This is a genomic window from Calidifontibacter indicus (genome assembly GCF_003386865.1).
Taxonomy (GTDB): domain Bacteria; phylum Actinomycetota; class Actinomycetes; order Actinomycetales; family Dermatophilaceae; genus Yimella; species Yimella indica.
This window is the reverse complement of record NZ_QTUA01000001.1, coordinates 3,115,854-3,130,169: the sequence shown is the minus strand read 5'-3', so window position 1 is coordinate 3,130,169 and position 14,316 is coordinate 3,115,854. Positions and strand designations below refer to the sequence as shown.

Annotated in this window: 17 protein-coding genes; 8 read left to right on the top strand and 9 right to left on the bottom strand. The window is 68.7% G+C overall.

Annotation, left to right across the window (positions count from 1 at the left end):
* Window positions 1–114: 114 nt before the first annotated feature.
* The gene (locus DFJ65_RS14845) at window positions 115–831 is read left to right on the top strand and encodes a hypothetical protein (protein ID WP_147301411.1); all 717 of its coding nucleotides are present in this window, start codon (window positions 115–117) and stop codon (window positions 829–831) included.
* On the opposite strand, the gene DFJ65_RS14840 is transcribed toward DFJ65_RS14845, so the two are convergent.
* Complete coding sequence (locus DFJ65_RS14840; RefSeq protein ID WP_170144111.1) at window positions 815–2,581, bottom strand: sensor histidine kinase; 1,767 nt, start codon at window positions 2,579–2,581, stop codon at window positions 815–817. The genes DFJ65_RS14845 and DFJ65_RS14840 overlap by 17 nt on opposite strands.
* 25 nt (window positions 2,582–2,606) lie before the next feature.
* The gene (locus DFJ65_RS14835) at window positions 2,607–3,227 is read right to left on the bottom strand and encodes a response regulator transcription factor (RefSeq protein ID WP_245950309.1); all 621 of its coding nucleotides are present in this window, start codon (window positions 3,225–3,227) and stop codon (window positions 2,607–2,609) included.
* 255 nt (window positions 3,228–3,482) lie between these two features.
* Between DFJ65_RS14835 and DFJ65_RS14830 the strand changes: the two genes are divergently transcribed.
* Window positions 3,483–3,863: a hypothetical protein gene (locus tag DFJ65_RS14830; RefSeq protein WP_115923683.1), complete on the top strand. Its 381-nt coding sequence runs from the start codon at window positions 3,483–3,485 to the stop codon at window positions 3,861–3,863.
* The gene (locus DFJ65_RS14825) at window positions 3,860–4,147 is read left to right on the top strand and encodes a hypothetical protein (RefSeq protein WP_115923682.1); all 288 of its coding nucleotides are present in this window, start codon (window positions 3,860–3,862) and stop codon (window positions 4,145–4,147) included. The genes DFJ65_RS14830 and DFJ65_RS14825 overlap by 4 nt, the downstream gene beginning before the upstream one ends.
* Before the next feature lie 49 nt (window positions 4,148–4,196).
* Here DFJ65_RS14825 and DFJ65_RS14820 read toward each other — a convergent pair whose 3' ends face one another.
* The gene (locus DFJ65_RS14820) at window positions 4,197–4,379 is read right to left on the bottom strand and encodes a response regulator transcription factor (RefSeq protein WP_211308458.1); all 183 of its coding nucleotides are present in this window, start codon (window positions 4,377–4,379) and stop codon (window positions 4,197–4,199) included.
* Window positions 4,380–4,454: 75 nt separating this feature from the next.
* Window positions 4,455–4,952: a hypothetical protein gene (locus DFJ65_RS14815; RefSeq protein ID WP_147301410.1), complete on the bottom strand. Its 498-nt coding sequence runs from the start codon at window positions 4,950–4,952 to the stop codon at window positions 4,455–4,457.
* A 197-nt stretch (window positions 4,953–5,149) separates the two neighbouring features.
* On the opposite strand from DFJ65_RS14815, the gene DFJ65_RS14810 reads away from it, so the two are divergent.
* The 3 genes from DFJ65_RS14810 to DFJ65_RS14800 all read left to right on the top strand — a co-directional run bounded on the left by DFJ65_RS14810 (window position 5,150) and on the right by DFJ65_RS14800 (window position 8,328).
* On the top strand, window positions 5,150–6,877 hold the full coding sequence (locus DFJ65_RS14810; RefSeq protein WP_147301409.1) for a sensor histidine kinase: 1,728 nt from the start codon (window positions 5,150–5,152) through the stop codon (window positions 6,875–6,877).
* Entirely contained in the window at window positions 6,874–7,506 is a 633-nt protein-coding gene (locus DFJ65_RS14805; protein ID WP_115923679.1) for a response regulator, read from the top strand. Before DFJ65_RS14810 ends, DFJ65_RS14805 begins: the two co-directional genes overlap by 4 nt.
* A gap of 372 nt (window positions 7,507–7,878) precedes the next feature.
* Window positions 7,879–8,328, top strand: a complete 450-nt coding sequence (locus DFJ65_RS14800; RefSeq protein ID WP_342767539.1) for an EamA family transporter — start codon at window positions 7,879–7,881, stop codon at window positions 8,326–8,328.
* 136 nt (window positions 8,329–8,464) lie between these two features.
* On the opposite strand, the gene DFJ65_RS14795 is transcribed toward DFJ65_RS14800, so the two are convergent.
* From DFJ65_RS14795 to DFJ65_RS14785, 3 genes are all read right to left on the bottom strand, one after another.
* Window positions 8,465–9,106 (bottom strand): alpha/beta hydrolase, encoded by a 642-nt coding sequence (locus DFJ65_RS14795; RefSeq protein WP_115923678.1) that lies wholly within the window; start codon window positions 9,104–9,106, stop codon window positions 8,465–8,467.
* Window positions 9,107–9,154: 48 nt separating this feature from the next.
* Window positions 9,155–9,730 carry an NADPH-dependent F420 reductase gene (locus tag DFJ65_RS14790; protein ID WP_115923677.1) on the bottom strand — a complete coding sequence of 192 codons (576 nt, stop codon included), beginning with the start codon at window positions 9,728–9,730 and terminating at the stop codon, window positions 9,155–9,157.
* Between the two features lie 149 nt (window positions 9,731–9,879).
* Window positions 9,880–10,368 (bottom strand): winged helix-turn-helix transcriptional regulator, encoded by a 489-nt coding sequence (locus DFJ65_RS14785; RefSeq protein ID WP_115923676.1) that lies wholly within the window; start codon window positions 10,366–10,368, stop codon window positions 9,880–9,882.
* Window positions 10,369–10,451: 83 nt separating this feature from the next.
* Here DFJ65_RS14785 and DFJ65_RS14780 point away from each other — a divergent pair, with 83 nt between their 5' ends.
* Entirely contained in the window at window positions 10,452–11,756 is a 1,305-nt protein-coding gene (locus DFJ65_RS14780; RefSeq protein ID WP_115923675.1) for an MFS transporter, read from the top strand.
* 37 nt (window positions 11,757–11,793) lie between these two features.
* On the opposite strand, the gene DFJ65_RS14775 is transcribed toward DFJ65_RS14780, so the two are convergent.
* Both DFJ65_RS14775 and DFJ65_RS14770 read right to left on the bottom strand, forming a co-directional pair.
* Entirely contained in the window at window positions 11,794–12,504 is a 711-nt protein-coding gene (locus DFJ65_RS14775; RefSeq protein ID WP_115923674.1) for an SDR family oxidoreductase, read from the bottom strand.
* Window positions 12,501–13,328, bottom strand: coding sequence for a transglutaminase-like domain-containing protein (locus DFJ65_RS14770; RefSeq protein WP_211308457.1), 828 nt, complete (start codon window positions 13,326–13,328; stop codon window positions 12,501–12,503). Before DFJ65_RS14770 ends, DFJ65_RS14775 begins: the two co-directional genes overlap by 4 nt.
* Before the next feature lie 94 nt (window positions 13,329–13,422).
* On the opposite strand from DFJ65_RS14770, the gene DFJ65_RS17855 reads away from it, so the two are divergent.
* Window positions 13,423–14,199: a YflT domain-containing protein gene (locus DFJ65_RS17855; protein ID WP_211308456.1), complete on the top strand. Its 777-nt coding sequence runs from the start codon at window positions 13,423–13,425 to the stop codon at window positions 14,197–14,199.
* Window positions 14,200–14,316 lie beyond the last annotated feature (117 nt).

The following is a 14,316-nucleotide window of genomic DNA, read 5'->3' as shown; positions in this document are numbered from 1 at the left end:
GAGGTGACAGGTCACTTGGGGCGTCGTTGAGTCCAGAACCTGCTGCGCCTCGTCAGAGCGCGATTCCCAGGTTGGGAGGGAGTCTTTCCCGGAGAGTCAGGTCATCGTGCTCATGTGATCGGGACTGTGAGGTCGGGACGCTGTGTCTACCGGCGTCCGCCGACTTGTCGCAACGAAGGGAATCGCATGTCCATCACCACTTCAGAGCGCCTGCTGCCGGCCTCAGGTGCGGTGGCCGGTCTCGCTTGGATCGCTCACGGCGGGCTCAAACGATTCGGCACCGACCAGCCGGGCGGGGCTTCGGTGGAGGTCATCAACGATCACCTCGCGCTCAACATCGCCAGCCAGGGCGCCCTGATCGTGATGGGCATCGCGCTGCTCTTCTTCAGCGCCGCCACCCGCAATCACCTCCGTTCGAGCGAATCCGAGGACACGACCTTCTCGTCCGTAGCTTGTGCGGGATGGATCGTGGCCGTGGCCGCGATTTCCCAGATGGTCGTATGGGGGTGGGCGCTCATCAACGGAGCCACGGACGCCGACGACCAGAGTGCCGCTGGCATGTTGAGCTATGCCGAGTTCTTCGGCTGGGCAGGGCTGGGGATCGGTCTGGCGACGGCGTTCATCGCCACCGGCCTCGGCGGGTGGCAACACGCAGTCCTACCACGCTGGTTCGCTGTCGTGTCCGTCATCCTTGGTGTGCTTGCCGCGCTCGGCAACGCAGGGATTCCACCAGGCGGTTTGGTGACCTACCTGCTGCTTCCCTTCTGGCTCCTGACCGCTTCGGTCGTCATCGCCAAGCGGCAACGTGTCCGCCTCAAGGTCGGCGGATAGCCGGGGGCTGCAGAGGCAGGGTCGCTTCGACCCTGCCCCCTGTGGGGCTCGGTCCCGCGTGGATGGTGCCGCCGAGTAGTTGGGCCCGCTCGCGCATGGAGGCGAGCCCGGTACCCGCCTCCCAACAGGGGCCGGGTGACGCACCGTTGTCGGTGACTTTGACGCGCAGCGTGTTGCCGTCTTCGGTCACCGCGATTCGCACCTGTCGGGCGAGGGAGTGACGTGCTGCGTTGGTGAGGGCTTCGACGGCAATACGGTAGGTCGTGACCTCCATGGCTGCCGGTAGCGGCCCGACCTCGATCTGGACGTCGACCTCGAGACGTTGGCCGTCCGCTCCATAGGTGGACTCGGCGCGTTGGCGAAGCGCCCCGGCCAGACCGAGCTGGTCCAGGGCGGGGGGCCGCAGGTCCAGGGCGATGCGCCGGATTTCTCCCAAGGCCGTCGTCACCTCGCCACGCACGGCGGCGATCAGCGCGACCGATTCCGTCGGGGAGTCCTGCACGCGATTGGCCGCCGCATCGGCGGTGAAGGCCGCGCCGCTGAGCAGCGGCCCGATCCCGTCGTGCAGGTCGCGACGCAGCCGTCTGCGTTCCTCCTCGACTGCTGTGATCTCCCGCTCCACCGAGTTCCGAAGGCGTTCGGCGAGCTGACGAGCGCGCAAGGTCTGACCGAACAGCGGTGTGACGATGCGCAGCACCTGCTCGTCGTCCGCGGAGAACCTCAGGTCACCGGGCCTGAGTCCCACGATGAGGCGGGTGTCCGCCTGGTCCGCGCTGTCGAGCGCGAAGGTGCGGGTGTGGGTGACTGGGGTCCCGCTGTCCAGTTCGACACGTCCGTTGGTCTCGATGGCGGCATACGGCAGCAACATTGCCTCCCGAAGCGCGTCGAGTCCGGCCTGAGGCGAATCCGCGACCTCCCCGACAAGGCCCGACGCGGCACGTAGCGGATCCGGGCGCTTTCCGAACAACACCTCGTCCACGACACCGCGCAGGACGACCTGCAGGGGGCGCACCGCGAACGCGAGCCCCGCACAGGCCAGCACCACCACACCAAGCGGCAGCGGACTGCCTCGATCGGCTTCCACGACAGCAAGCGCTCCCACAGCCACCGCCACGAAGACAGCCACAACCGTCGCGTTCACCACCAGCGGCGTGACGATCCCGCGCACATCGACGACATCACCGCGCACTGCCCCTACGACCATCGCGATCGGGCCGGTCAGGCCCAGCAGCGGAACCAGCGGGCCTGGGTCCACGGCGGTCCCGGCCAAGGCGTCGCCGGTGAAGGACACCAGAGCGATCAGAAGACCAGCGCCCAGCCAGGCGGTGGTGGACCACATCAGCGCGCGGCGTGTCTGAGCATCGCCGTTCTCCCAGGTCCACCAGATCGCCAGCAGGAGCACCAAGACGATGGTCAGCGGCATCCAGGCAACGGCCGGGGTCAGCAACACCATCACAGTGCCGGCGAGGCCGACCGCGCTCAGCAGGGTCAGCGAGATCGCGCCCGGTTGCACCCGGGGGTAGCAGGCCACCGCGAGCGACAGCAGGACGCCGAGCGTGATCCGCAGACCGACATCGGTGGCGTGGGCGGCTCCAACGGCCCCACAGCCGATCACCCCGAACACGCCCACGCCTGTCGCGGCAAGCAGGGCACCGGAGGCCGGCGCAGTCCGGGAACGCAGCAACCAGACCCCACACACCGACGCGGTGACAGCGAAGGCTGCACCGGCCAGCGTCTGCCAGGCACTCATGGGATGATCGCTCGCTGTCGCTCGCTCATGGCTGTCCGAAGCCCTCACGTCGCGCGCGGACGATCGCCTGCGAGCGGTCGGTGACGCCAAGCTTGGTGAAGATCGCCGACACATGGTTGGCGACCGTCTTGGGCGACAGGAACAACTGGGCGGCGATCGCGTGGTTGCGGTGACCGGCAGCCATCAGATCGAGAACCTCGCGCTCACGGACCGTGAGGTCGGGGAACGGGGTGTACGACGGTGAGGTGGAGAAGTCCACGACGGCCTGCACGACCTCGGCGCCGAAGATCGCCTCACCTGCCGCCACGGCACGGATCGCCCGGTCGATGTCGCTCTGCTCGGCGCCCTTGAGAACGTAGCCCAGCGCCCCTGCCCTCATCGCCGCCCGCACCGTCTCGCGGTCATCGAACATCGTCAGTATCAGGATCGCAGTCTCGGGCGCGGCGCTTCTGATCCGGCGCGTGGCATCGATGCCGTCGCCGCCCGGCATCTTCACGTCAAGGAGCACAACGTCAGGCCGATGCTCGACCACGGCCGCCACCGCAGCGTCTCCGCTCGCGGCCTCGGCCACCACCTCGTAGCCGCCGAGTGAGTCGAGCAGGGCACGCAGCCCGCTCCGCACGACAGGATGGTCGTCGGCGAGCACGACCCGGAGCGGGCCGTCGTGATGCGGCATGGCCACCATTGTCCTGTGTGGGCACCGTCGGTGTCGTGGGGCCGCGTTCCCGGTTGGGCCGGGATCATTCCCGAGCAGATGGGGGCAAGGAGTCGATGCGTGCGTGATGGGCGAGGACCCAGAGTCGAGTCACCGAGTCATCGAAGGAGTAGTTGCATGAACCCACGACCGCCCTCTGTCGCCGACACCGCTGCGGCGCAACACGAACCCGTCAGGAGCAGCCCCATGAGTCCCCACCAGTCGTCCCCCACATGGAGCCCGCTCAACAAGGTCGGCCTCGCATTGACGGTCCTGCTGTCGATCGGCAACATCACCAGCGCCCTCGGTCCGACTCCCGAGTCAGAGACCGGACCGCCGCTCGGCATCCTGCTGGCCGGCTCGATCCTCGGCCTGATCGGCACCGTCGCCGGCATCCTCGCATGGGTCAAGAACAACCGGGCCGCCGCCAGGCTGGCCGCCATCACGATCGTGCTCTGCTCGATCTCGGCCCTGCCCGCGTTCTTCGTCGACGTACCCGCAGGCATCAAGGCGCTCGTCGCCGCGATGGTGTTGCTCACCGTGACTGCAGTAGTCCTCACCTTCTCCGGCCGCAGGAGCGCCCGATGATCGCCGCGGTCAGCGTTCTGCTGGCCTTCCCCCTGGGCTTCTTCTTCCGCTCCCAGTTGACCGCCGGGGTGATCTTCGGATTCGCGTGGATGTGGGCCTTCACCTACCAGAGCGTCTACCTGCTGGTCGACACCCTCGGCGGCAGCAACGTGTTCATCCCCGGCAAGTTCCCCTGGTCGTACGGCGTCATCAGCCTGGCGATCGGACTCGTCGGGGTCGGCCTGCTCGCCCTCGGCCACCGGCTCGCAACCTTCCGCCGGAACAAAGCAGCCCTCTCCGTCTGAGAGCCTGCCCGTCACGGGGTGACCTACCGAGTCACCCCCTGCGGCGGCTTCAGATGATGGCGATGGCGTTGGAGCGGTCCTCGGCGCCGAGTTCCAGCATCACCGCCGACACGTAGTTGGCGACGGTCTTGTCCGACACGTACGGCCGTTCGGCGATCAGGGCCGACCGACATGCGTGGCGGGTCGGTGTTCTCGGCGCCGGGCCGGAGCACAGAACGTCGGATGTGGACATGAGCGCTCTCCGCACGGTCGATGACAGTACGACCACACCCCGACCCACCTATGCCGGGCTGCCAGTGAGCACAGATCAGCGGGCGTTGGGTGATCCTTCTACGATCCAGGCGATGCTCACGCCGGCCACGGTGACGAGCACGTTGAGAATCGCGAAGACCAGGCCGACGATGCCGAAAACGCGCGGTGCGCCGGTGGCGGCGGTTCGCCCGCGGGTCAGGCCGGCGAGGAAGGCGGCGGTGGCGCCGAACATGCCGGGGGTGCCGGAGAAGAACAGGATGATGGTTGGCACGGCGAGTGCACCGAACACGATGGCACCGACTTTGGCGCGTGCCTCGGTGCGGGAGAACCACCAGGCGCCGAGCAACGAGATCGTCAGGCCGCCGATGCCGAATCCGATCACTCCGGCGAGTTGCTCGCGGAGGGTGCGGGGTCCTTCATCGACCACATCGGTGGCGATCGCGGCTATCAGGTTGAGGGCCATCCCCACGGTGCAGATGGCGAATACGATGCCGAGCGCGACTGGATAAGCGGGGATGACACCTCGTCGGCGTGTGGTGTGTGGCTGGGTCATGGGAACTCTCCTTGGTTCATCATCCCGTCTTTTCGGGAGGCTGCTGATGGTCGACCCCCAGACTTGACCGACAGGCAGCCTGTGGTCGATGCCGTGCGCACCCCTGAGGTCCCGGTGTCGACCCGGCTGTTCCCGATGTCGTCCTTGGCTTGCCTGCAACCGTTAGCCGTCGCGTGGTCAGAGGCGACAATGGTGTGGTGATCACGGTCCTTGCCCCGGCAAACCCACCTCTGGAGCAGACTCGGCCAGCGGTACCGACGAGCGTCATCCTCGGGTCGCTGCTGCTGGCGGCCACCTGCGGTTTGCCGCTGGTGGGCGAGTTCCCACGCGATGAGACCGCCTCCGTTGCCGCCTTGCCGCTGATCGCCTGGTTGGCGCTCGGCATCGCCGGGATCGTGGTGCTCGATCACCGCCCTCGCTCGCTGGTGGGCTGGGCCGGTATCGGTGCGGCCGCGACGCCCATGGGGGTGCTGATAGCAGGGTATCTCTGGCCGAGTGGCGTCGCCGGCGAGCCGCAGATGCTGAGGTTCGCGGCCCAGTGGGGCCCGTTGACGCTCGTGGCGCTGGTACTGCCCGCCCTGGCAGTGATGCTGACCGCCGACCCATCGCGGGGAGATCAGCGTTGGCGAGTCTGGATCGTCGCGGCCTGCATGGGTGCGCTCGGCGCTGCGTGTCTGGCCTGGTTCGTCGCAACGCATGCCGCCTACGGTGCCACCGCAGCGGCTGGAATCGGGGTCGTCGCCTTGGTTGTCGCCGCCTCGGGATTCGTGGCCGAACCGCGCCCAGTCATCGAGCCGCTGGTCGACATCGGTCTCGGAGTGGCCGCGCTCGCCGTGGCCGCCGGGGCCGGTGCAGTGATCTTGCAGATCGCTCGCCATGAGCAGATATTCGGTGCGGAAGCCCTCGGCGCGTTCTCGACCGCCGCGACCCTGGCCCTCACGCTTCCGGGAGCCTGGTGGCTGCGGCGGGAGTTCCTGACCCGCCGCTACGGCACCGGTGTCCTCTCGGCCGATGAGATCGCCGCCCTGACCGCGGACTTGAAGACCGCGGCCGATCCCCGTGAACTCCTGACCAAGGCCGGCGCGATGGTCACCGCAACCAGCGGTGTGGATGAGACTCGGCTGCTGCTCGACGAGGTTCCGGCCCCGGATGGATGGGACTGCTGGCCGCTGCTCGTCGGTGATGAGCTGGTGGGCACCATGCTGCTGCACCCATCGCATCCGGGCGGCCTGGAAGCACGTCAAACCCGAGTGTGCCGTCAACTGCTGCCCACCATCGCGCTCGTCGCGCGCGCCGTCGCACTGGCCATCGACGCCGAGTACGCCCGCAACGATGTCGCCCACCAGCGCGACCTCGAACGAGCCCGCATCCTGGCCGACCTGCACGACGACCTCGGACCAGTGCTCGCCGGCATGAGCATGCGGGTGCAGGCTGCCAGCGAGACCCACCACCTGCCCGAGCTCGACGCGCTCGCCTCGGACCTGGCATCGTGCCGTGCCGATCTGCGCCGGATTGTGTCGGGACTCTCGCCGACCGCACTCGGCGACGGCGACGTGAGCGCCGCCATCGCTGCGCTGGTCGCTTCCTTCGACGGCGGCAACGGCCCGGACGTCACGCTGACCACCGACATACCCGACGGGATAGACACCCATGCCTCGGTCCTGATCTACCGCGCCATCGCCGAAGGCATCACCAACGCGATCAAGCACGCGCACGCCACCCACGTGCTTGTCGCCGTGGAACGAGAGACCGGTGGACTGCGCATGTCCGTGACCGACGACGGCGTCGGCGGCACTCTGGTCCCCGGAGTGGGCCTGGAATCTCTGCGCAACCGAGTCTGCGAGACCGGTGGAACACTCTCGATCGAGCAAGCCGCACCGAGGGGCACACGGCTGGTCCTCACGCTCGATGAGGACGACCGATGATCCGTGTCCTCGTCGTTGACGACCATCCCGTCGTCTTGGCCGGGCTCACCGCCCTCATCGAAGCCGATCCACTCATGACCGTGTTCGCCAGTGCCGCGAGTTTACGAGAGACCGAATCGCTGGTAGTCAACGGCGAACCCGACGTGTGCATGCTCGACCTCCAACTGCCCGACGGCGACGGGATCAGCCTCGGCGTCATGCTGAAACGCCGCTGGCCCGCGAGTCGTGTGCTCGTCCTCACGATGGCCTCCGACCCCGGCGCGGTGATCCGCAGCCTCGGCGCCGGACTCGACGGCTACCTGCTCAAAGATTCCGACCCGGCCGAGCTCCGTGCTGCGATCCACGCGGCCGCTCAAGGCTCCACCGTGCTCGGGCGCGGCACGAGCGGCCCCGTCGTGGTCGCCGCGACCGTGCTCCCAGATGCGAACCCACTTGCCGCACTCGACGCCCGCGACCGTGAAATCCTCACCCTTCTCGTTCAGGGCCTCGGACCCTCACAGATCGCAGGACGACTCTTCCTCGCGCCCAAGACCGTCCGTAACCGCATGACCGCGATGCTCGCCAAACTCGGCGTCACTACCCGCGAAGACGCCATCGCCCTCGGAGTCGCCGGCGGCCTCGGCGCCTGACCCTCGGCAGAGACCGAGGGAAGCACGCTATGCCGGTACGTTCAGGTGTTTTGTGCTTCGAGGTAGGTGATGACGGCGAGAACGCGCCGGTGGGTGGTGCCCCCAGTTCGCCGACCTGCAGGCCGAGGGCCACCATGCGCAGGTGTCGGTGAGCGAGCCGCCGTTCGCGCGGATGCTCCCGGCCCTCCGCGGTGTGCGCCTGGCGATCGAGCGGGTGGAAACGAAGTTCACGTACGACGATCACAACCCGATCGACCACTCGGGAGCGGGTGATCGACCACCTCGCTGACCGCGATCGGCACCTCGACGCGATGGGCACCTCGACGCGGGCGCGGCCGCGCAGCAGCGGCGACGCCTCGGCGTGATCGGTGACTGGCAGCAGCCACCGGGTGGGCGGTCTACATCCTGCTCACCCAGTTCGTCGGCCACCGGGGCGACGGACTGGAGGGGCTGGCGTTCACGATCCCGGTTGCGGCGCTCACGGCCCTGGTCGGCGTGCCGCCGGCCACCGGTCATCTCACTCCGGTCGTGCTGCTCGCGGCCCTCGGGCTCGCGTTGTTGTTGCCGGTGTTTCCGTTCGCGCTCGAGATGCTCGCGCTGCGCCGGATGAGCCACACGGCGTTCGGCACCTTCATGGCCCTCGAACCCGCGATCGGAGCGGTGCTCGGGTTCCTCGTCCTCGGCCAGCGCATGGCGCCGATCCAGTTGCTCGGAGTCGCACTCGTGGCGTTCGCGGGGGGCGGCCGCGCAGCGTGGTGGCGGTCGTGCGCCGACCAGCAGGCGGACGCGGTCGTCGCCGACCCGACGGTCGCGACCGGCTGATCGGGCGACCGGCGCGGTAGGCGTCTCGGCAGGGAAGTCCTCACCAGGCGGACACCAAATTACGCCGGGCGCGACTTACTCGTCCGTATCGTGCGATACCTGGGAGTAAGTCGCGCCGGGCGCGAGTTTGGACGCTTTATCCGTCATTCCGTCCGGTGATGCCGGTGATCCATTCGCCGAGGCGCTCCACCACGGATGCGGTGAGCTGGTGGCCGCCGGGCACCCGCAGGGTGGTGGCCCGAGCGCCCGAGTCGGAGCCGAGATACTCCCAGGTGCGGTCCAGCAGTTCGCGGGGGATCACGTGGTCGGAGTCGCCCTGCGCCACGAACACCGGCAGGCCACTGAGCGTGCCCTGATCTGTGGCGAGGCCGGCCTCGAACGGCATGGTGCCGAACAGGACGGCCGCACCCGAGTAGCGCGTCGGTCGGTCGAGCACGAGGCCGCCGGCAAACGCGGCACCGCCGCTGAACCCGACGAGCAGCACCGGCCGACCCGCCGGCGCCACCTGGTCGAGCCACCCGGTGAACCAGTCCATCGTGGCGCGCAGCGACTCGGCGACCGGGCGGCCGACGCCGCGGTTGGCGAACCAGGCGAACCCGCCGCCCTCCGCGATCGGGGCGCGGACGGCGGCGTACTGCCGTCCGGTGGGCAGGTGCGACGCGAGCCCGATGATCTCGGTCTCTTCCGATCCGCGACCGTGCAGCAGCACGACCAGCGGGGCGGACGGGTCGGTGGCGCCGTACATCGCGACGACGTGCGGGCCGAAGGTGTCGGTCATCGATGCGTTCCTCGGGTGCTCGTGTCGATCAGCTCGGGTCAGCTCGGGTCAGGAGATGACGCCGAAACCGCCCGTCCAGGAGATCTTCTCGCTCGCGGCGAGCGTGAGCTGCAGGAAGCCGACGGCCTCGAGCTCGCGGGCGCGCTTGAGCGAACCGGCGTCGATGGCCTTCAGGCCACCGGAGGTGACGACCGAGGCGAGCTGCGACTTCGCGTCGGCGTCGTCGCCGGCGATGAGGACGGTGGTGGTCAGCGGGCCGACCGTGCCCGCCGCGAGGGTGCCGGCGAAGGTGGTGTTGAACGCCTTCAGCACGCGCGAGTTCGGCAGCTTGGCGGCGACCTCGGCGGCGGCGGAGCCGTCGGCCGGCACGACGAGCGAGTCGAAGGTCTCGAAGTTCAGCGGGTTGGTGATGTCGACGACGATCTTGCCGGCGAGTTGGTCACCGCGCTGCTCGACGATCTGGTCGATGGCCGGGTAGGGGACTGCGAGCACGACGATGTCGCCGGTGACCGCGGTGGCGAGGTCTTCCTGGCCGAGCTGCTGCACGTTGTGGCCGCCCTTGGCTGCGACGGAGGCGATGGCCTGGCCCATGTTGCCGGTGCCGAGGATGGTGAGGTTCGTCATGGCGTTGCTCCTGACTCTGAGGTCTGACGCGGCGTTGTTGTCGCTTCAAGTAGAACTCTAGAGCAGCATTGTTGATGTGTCAACAACATCTTGGGAGCAGGGCTCCGGCGGTCAGTCCGGCAGGCCCCAGATCTTTGTGCGGAGGTCGGTCACGCGCCGGCGCCGCGCAGGTGGTGTCGAGCGCCCCGCCACGGCTTCACCCAGGTCATGTCCTCGGGTCGCAACTGCTCGCCGCAGGCGCTGCAGGTCTCGGCGCGGGTGGTCTCCTGGCCGCAGGTCTCGTGGAAGAGCGTCATGTGTCCGCCACCCTCCGGGGTCGGGGTGTGCTTCTCGGCCCAGATCGCCAATTGCTGCAGGAGTGGCAGGAGATCGGCGCCCGCCTCGGTGGCCACATAACGCTGCCGGATGCGCCCACCGTTGGTGTAGTCGGCCGTCGTCAGCAGGTCGGCCTCGACCATCGCGCGCAGTCGCCGGCTCAGCACGGCGTCGGAGATGCGCAGGTTGTCGCGCAGTTCCTCGAAGCGTCCGGTGCCGTGCAGCACGTCGCGAATGATCAGTAGCACCCAGGGGTCGCCGAGCACGTCGAGCGACCGGCGCACCGGGCACAACTCGGTCGACCAGTCGGATCGCAGGGGCATCCGTCCACCTTTCAACCGCGCCTGTCGGCGCCGTGAGCTTGCTGCTAGCGTACCCGCCAAGCTTCCTTCAAGAAAGTTAGAAGATGACGTCCAGCACCGGACCCGCACCCGTCCGCTCGCCGCGCTTCCATCCCGCGTGGGCAGTCGCCGCGGTCGCCTTCCTTGCGCTCATCGGTGCAGCCGGATTCCGCGCTGCCCCAGGCGCATTGATGGTTCCGTTGCACGAAGAGTTCGGTTGGTCGACGAGCATCATGTCGCTCGCGGTGAGCATCAACCTGCTCCTGTTCGGCCTGACCGCGCCGTTCGCGGCAGCGCTGATGGACCGGTTCGGCATCCGCCAGGTGGTCGCGGCTGCGCTCACGCTGGTGGCGCTCGGCGCGGGCGGCAGCGTGTTCATGACGGCGTCGTGGCAACTGCTCGTCTTCTGGGGCGTGCTCATCGGTCTCGGCACCGGCTCGATGGCGCTGGTCTTCGCCGCCACCATCGCGACCCGCTGGTTCCACAAGCGCCGCGGCCTGGTGATGGGGATGCTCACGGCGGGCTCCGCGACCGGTCAGCTGATCACGCTGCCGCTCGTCGCCCACCTCGCCGATACCGCCGGATGGCGCCAGGCATCGCTGGTGATCGCCGGGGTGGCGCTGATCGTCGTGCCGATCGTCTGGGTGGTCATGCGCGACCACCCGCACGAGCGCGGCGTGCTGCCGTACGGCGCGCACGAGGGCTACGAGCCCCCGGCCACCGTCACCGGCAGCGCGTTCCGGCGCGCCGTCAACGGCCTCACCTTCGCGGCTCGACACAAGGCTTTCTGGGCGCTCGCCGGCGCCTTCGCGATCTGCGGTGCGACGACCAACGGACTCATCGGGGTGCACTTCATCCCGTCGGCGCACGACCACGGCATGTCACAGACGACCGCCGCCGGGCTGTTGGCGGCCGTCGGCATCTTCGACATCGCCGGCACCGTCGCCTCGGGCTGGCTCACCGACAAGTTCGACCCGCGCATCCTGCTCGCGCTCTACTACGGCTTCCGCGGCGTGAGCCTGATGCTGCTGCCACTGCTGCTCAGCGCGACCGTGCACCCGAGCATGGTGTTGTTCGTCGTGATCTACGGACTCGACTGGGTAGCAACGGTTCCGCCGACCGCCACCTTGTGCCGGGAGATCTTCGGGGAGCAGGGCACGATCGTGTTCGGTTGGGTGTTCGCCTCGCACCAGGTCGGCGCGGCCATGGCCGCGCTGGGGGCCGGCGTCATCCGCGACAGCTTCGGCACCTACACCTACGCCTGGTGGGCCGGGGCGGTGCTGTGTGCGATCGCGGTGGTGCTGTCCCTCGTCGTGCGGCCGCACCGCAAGATCGCGCCGGCGCCGGTCGCCGCGATGGCGACCGACTGACGGCGACCAGACTGACAGCGCGAGTTTCGGACGTCGGTCAGCTGCGCCGGTTCGTCGCCGCCGGGCCGGGACGGATCGAGATGGTCTCGTAGGTCGCGTCGGGGGTGGCGGTGAGCGCAGTGCGCACCGCCGTCGCCACCGACTCCGGACGCAGGAACTCCAGCGGGTCGTACGTCCGGTGTTCGGACGCGACGAGGTCGCGCTGCATCTCGGTGTTCACGCGTCCGGGGTGCACCGAGCACACCCGGATGCCGTCGGGGCGCAGTTCCTCGCGCAGCACGTCCGTGAGGGCGGTGAGCGCGAACTTCGACGCCGGGTAGTGGCCGCCCGCACCGCTCGCGCGCAGGCCCGAGCCCGAGTTGATCGTGACGATCGTGCCCTCGGCGGCGCGCAGTGCTTCGAGGGTGAGTCGGGTCAGCTCGGAGACGGCAATCACGTTGATCTCCAAGATGTTTCGCCACACCTGGCGGTTCGACTCCTCGGTGCGCCAGCCACCGGAGACGCCGGCCGAGTGCACGAGTCCGTCGAGCCGGTCGAGGCCGAGGTCGGCCACGGCCTGCTCCATCGCGTCGCCGTCGGCCACATCGCACACGAACGGCTGGGCCGATTCGTAACGTTCACACGCCGATTCGACTGCGGCGCGGTCGCGCCCACCGATCACGAGGTGGTGGTCGGGGGCGAGCGCATCGCAGATGGCGGCGCCGATGCCGCGGGTGCCCCCGGTGACGAGAACGATCGGGCGGCTCATTCGACGGCCTCCTGCGCGGTCACGGTCATGAGTTGCAGCCACGGCGCGCCGTACGTGGTCACCATCGCCACGTCGGCGGCGTCGCGCCCCGTGCCGATGATCACGCGGCCCTTGCGCGGGGAGTTCCAGCGCGGGTCGAAGTCCCACCAGCGGTCGCCGAGCCAGATCTGCGTCCACGCGTGGAAGTCCATCGGGGTGCCGGGGGAGGGCACGTCCATGTCGGTGATGTAACCGTGCACGTAGCGGGCGGGGATATTGAGTGCCCGGCAGAACGTGATCATCAGGTGCGCGAAGTCGCGGCACACGCCGCGTCCGGTGGCGAAAGCGTCCATCGCGGTGACGGTGCTGGTCGTCGAACCGGTGAGGTAGGTGAGCCACTCGTTGACGAAGGTGTTGACGGCCTGCACCCGGTGGTAGCCGGGGTCGAGGTGGCCGAACTTCTTCCAGGCCTGGCCGGCCAGCACGTCCGACTCGCAGTAACGGCTGGCGAGCGTGTAGACGAGCACCTCGTCGGGCAGTTCGGTGGGCGCGATTTCGGCGGCGCTCTCGTCCCAACTGTCGAACGCGTCGGGCACGGTGGCGCGCGCCGAGTAGGTGAGCGTCGTGACGCCGACGGGGAGCACGAGGCGGGTGCACGGGTTGTCGTAGAGGTCGCGGTAGTGGTGCATCGGCAGGTCGCCGGTCACCTCCCACGACTCCTGGAGGATCTTCGCGGTCGGCGATTCCTGGCCGGCCACCTGGAACACCGCGGCGGTCGGCGCGAGCGAGGAGTACCGGAAGGTGCACCCGAGATCGAGGGTGCGGGTGGGCACGTCGTTGGACACTGCGCTCCTGTGGGCAATCGGTGCGTGTGGGACCCGTCCACTCTAGGCGGGTGTGGTGGGGCGGATCGGCCGTAGTGGATGGGACAATGGGCACATGAGCCAGCCCGGTATGCGTCAGAACCCGCAGCTTCCCGTCCTCAACCTCGAATATCCGAAGTCGCTCGGCGTCTTCAGCGAGTACGCCGAGGCGCAGCGCGCGGTCGACTACCTGTCCGACCACGAGTTCCCGGTGCAGGAGTGCATGATCGTCGGCACCGACCTCAAGCAGATGGAACGCATCACCGGACGCCTCACCTGGGGTCGAGTGATCGTCGGCGGCCTCGCGTCCGGGGCCTGGATGGGTGCCTTCGTGGGTCTGATCTTCAGCCTGTTCTCCACCGGCAACGGCGTGCTGGCGATGATCATCTCGACGGTGTTCATCGGTGCGCTCTTCGGTGCTTTCTGGGCCGCGATCGGTTACGCCGCCACCCGCGGACGCCGCGACTTCACCTCCGTCTCGCAGGTGGTCGCCACGAAGTACGAGGTGCTCGTCGAGCACCGCAGCTTCGACCGGGCGCGCGGAATGCTTGCCGAGATGAGCGGACACCCGGTGCAGCAGGAGCAGTCGCAGGCGCCGGTGCAGCAGCGCACGTACAGCGAGTCGCTGCGTGACCGCGGCACCCCGCAGTACGGGCAGTACCGCGACGACGCCCCGTCCGCCCCGGCCGCGCCGCAGGGCCAGCCGCAGCAGGGCCAGCCCGCCCAGCAGAGCCAGGACTTCGGTGAGCAGCCGACCCAGGGTGTGCCGGTGCAGCAGCCCGGCCAGACGTACCCGCAGCACCAGCAGCCGCAGGAGCCGCCGCGCTACGGCGAGCGCACCGACGGCCAGTAGGCCGCCCAGCACGTCGACGGACGCCCTCGGGACCTTCGGGTCCCGAGGGCGTCCGTCATGTCTGCAGGAATTGTTTATGCAACTAGTTGCACAGCAACAAAGTGCATAGTACGTTCG

Excerpts from the sequence above, each read along its gene's own strand:
- DFJ65_RS14840 (WP_170144111.1), bottom strand. The coding sequence starts at position 2,581 with ATGAGTGCCTGGCAGACGCTGGCCGGTGCAGCCTTCGCTGTCACCGCG.
- DFJ65_RS14830 (WP_115923683.1), top strand. The coding sequence starts at position 3,483 with ATGAGTCCCCACCAGTCGTCCCCCACATGGAGCCCGCTCAACAAGGTC.
- DFJ65_RS14825 (WP_115923682.1), top strand. The coding sequence starts at position 3,860 with ATGATCGCCGCGGTCAGCGTTCTGCTGGCCTTCCCCCTGGGCTTCTTC.
- DFJ65_RS14820 (WP_211308458.1), bottom strand. The coding sequence starts at position 4,379 with ATGTCCACATCCGACGTTCTGTGCTCCGGCCCGGCGCCGAGAACACCG.
- DFJ65_RS14815 (WP_147301410.1), bottom strand. The coding sequence starts at position 4,952 with ATGACCCAGCCACACACCACACGCCGACGAGGTGTCATCCCCGCTTAT.
- DFJ65_RS14805 (WP_115923679.1), top strand. The coding sequence starts at position 6,874 with ATGATCCGTGTCCTCGTCGTTGACGACCATCCCGTCGTCTTGGCCGGG.
- DFJ65_RS14795 (WP_115923678.1), bottom strand. The coding sequence starts at position 9,106 with ATGACCGACACCTTCGGCCCGCACGTCGTCGCGATGTACGGCGCCACC.
- DFJ65_RS14790 (WP_115923677.1), bottom strand. The coding sequence starts at position 9,730 with ATGACGAACCTCACCATCCTCGGCACCGGCAACATGGGCCAGGCCATC.
- DFJ65_RS14785 (WP_115923676.1), bottom strand. The coding sequence starts at position 10,368 with ATGCCCCTGCGATCCGACTGGTCGACCGAGTTGTGCCCGGTGCGCCGG.
- DFJ65_RS14780 (WP_115923675.1), top strand. The coding sequence starts at position 10,452 with ATGACGTCCAGCACCGGACCCGCACCCGTCCGCTCGCCGCGCTTCCAT.
- DFJ65_RS14775 (WP_115923674.1), bottom strand. The coding sequence starts at position 12,504 with ATGAGCCGCCCGATCGTTCTCGTCACCGGGGGCACCCGCGGCATCGGC.
- DFJ65_RS17855 (WP_211308456.1), top strand. The coding sequence starts at position 13,423 with ATGAGCCAGCCCGGTATGCGTCAGAACCCGCAGCTTCCCGTCCTCAAC.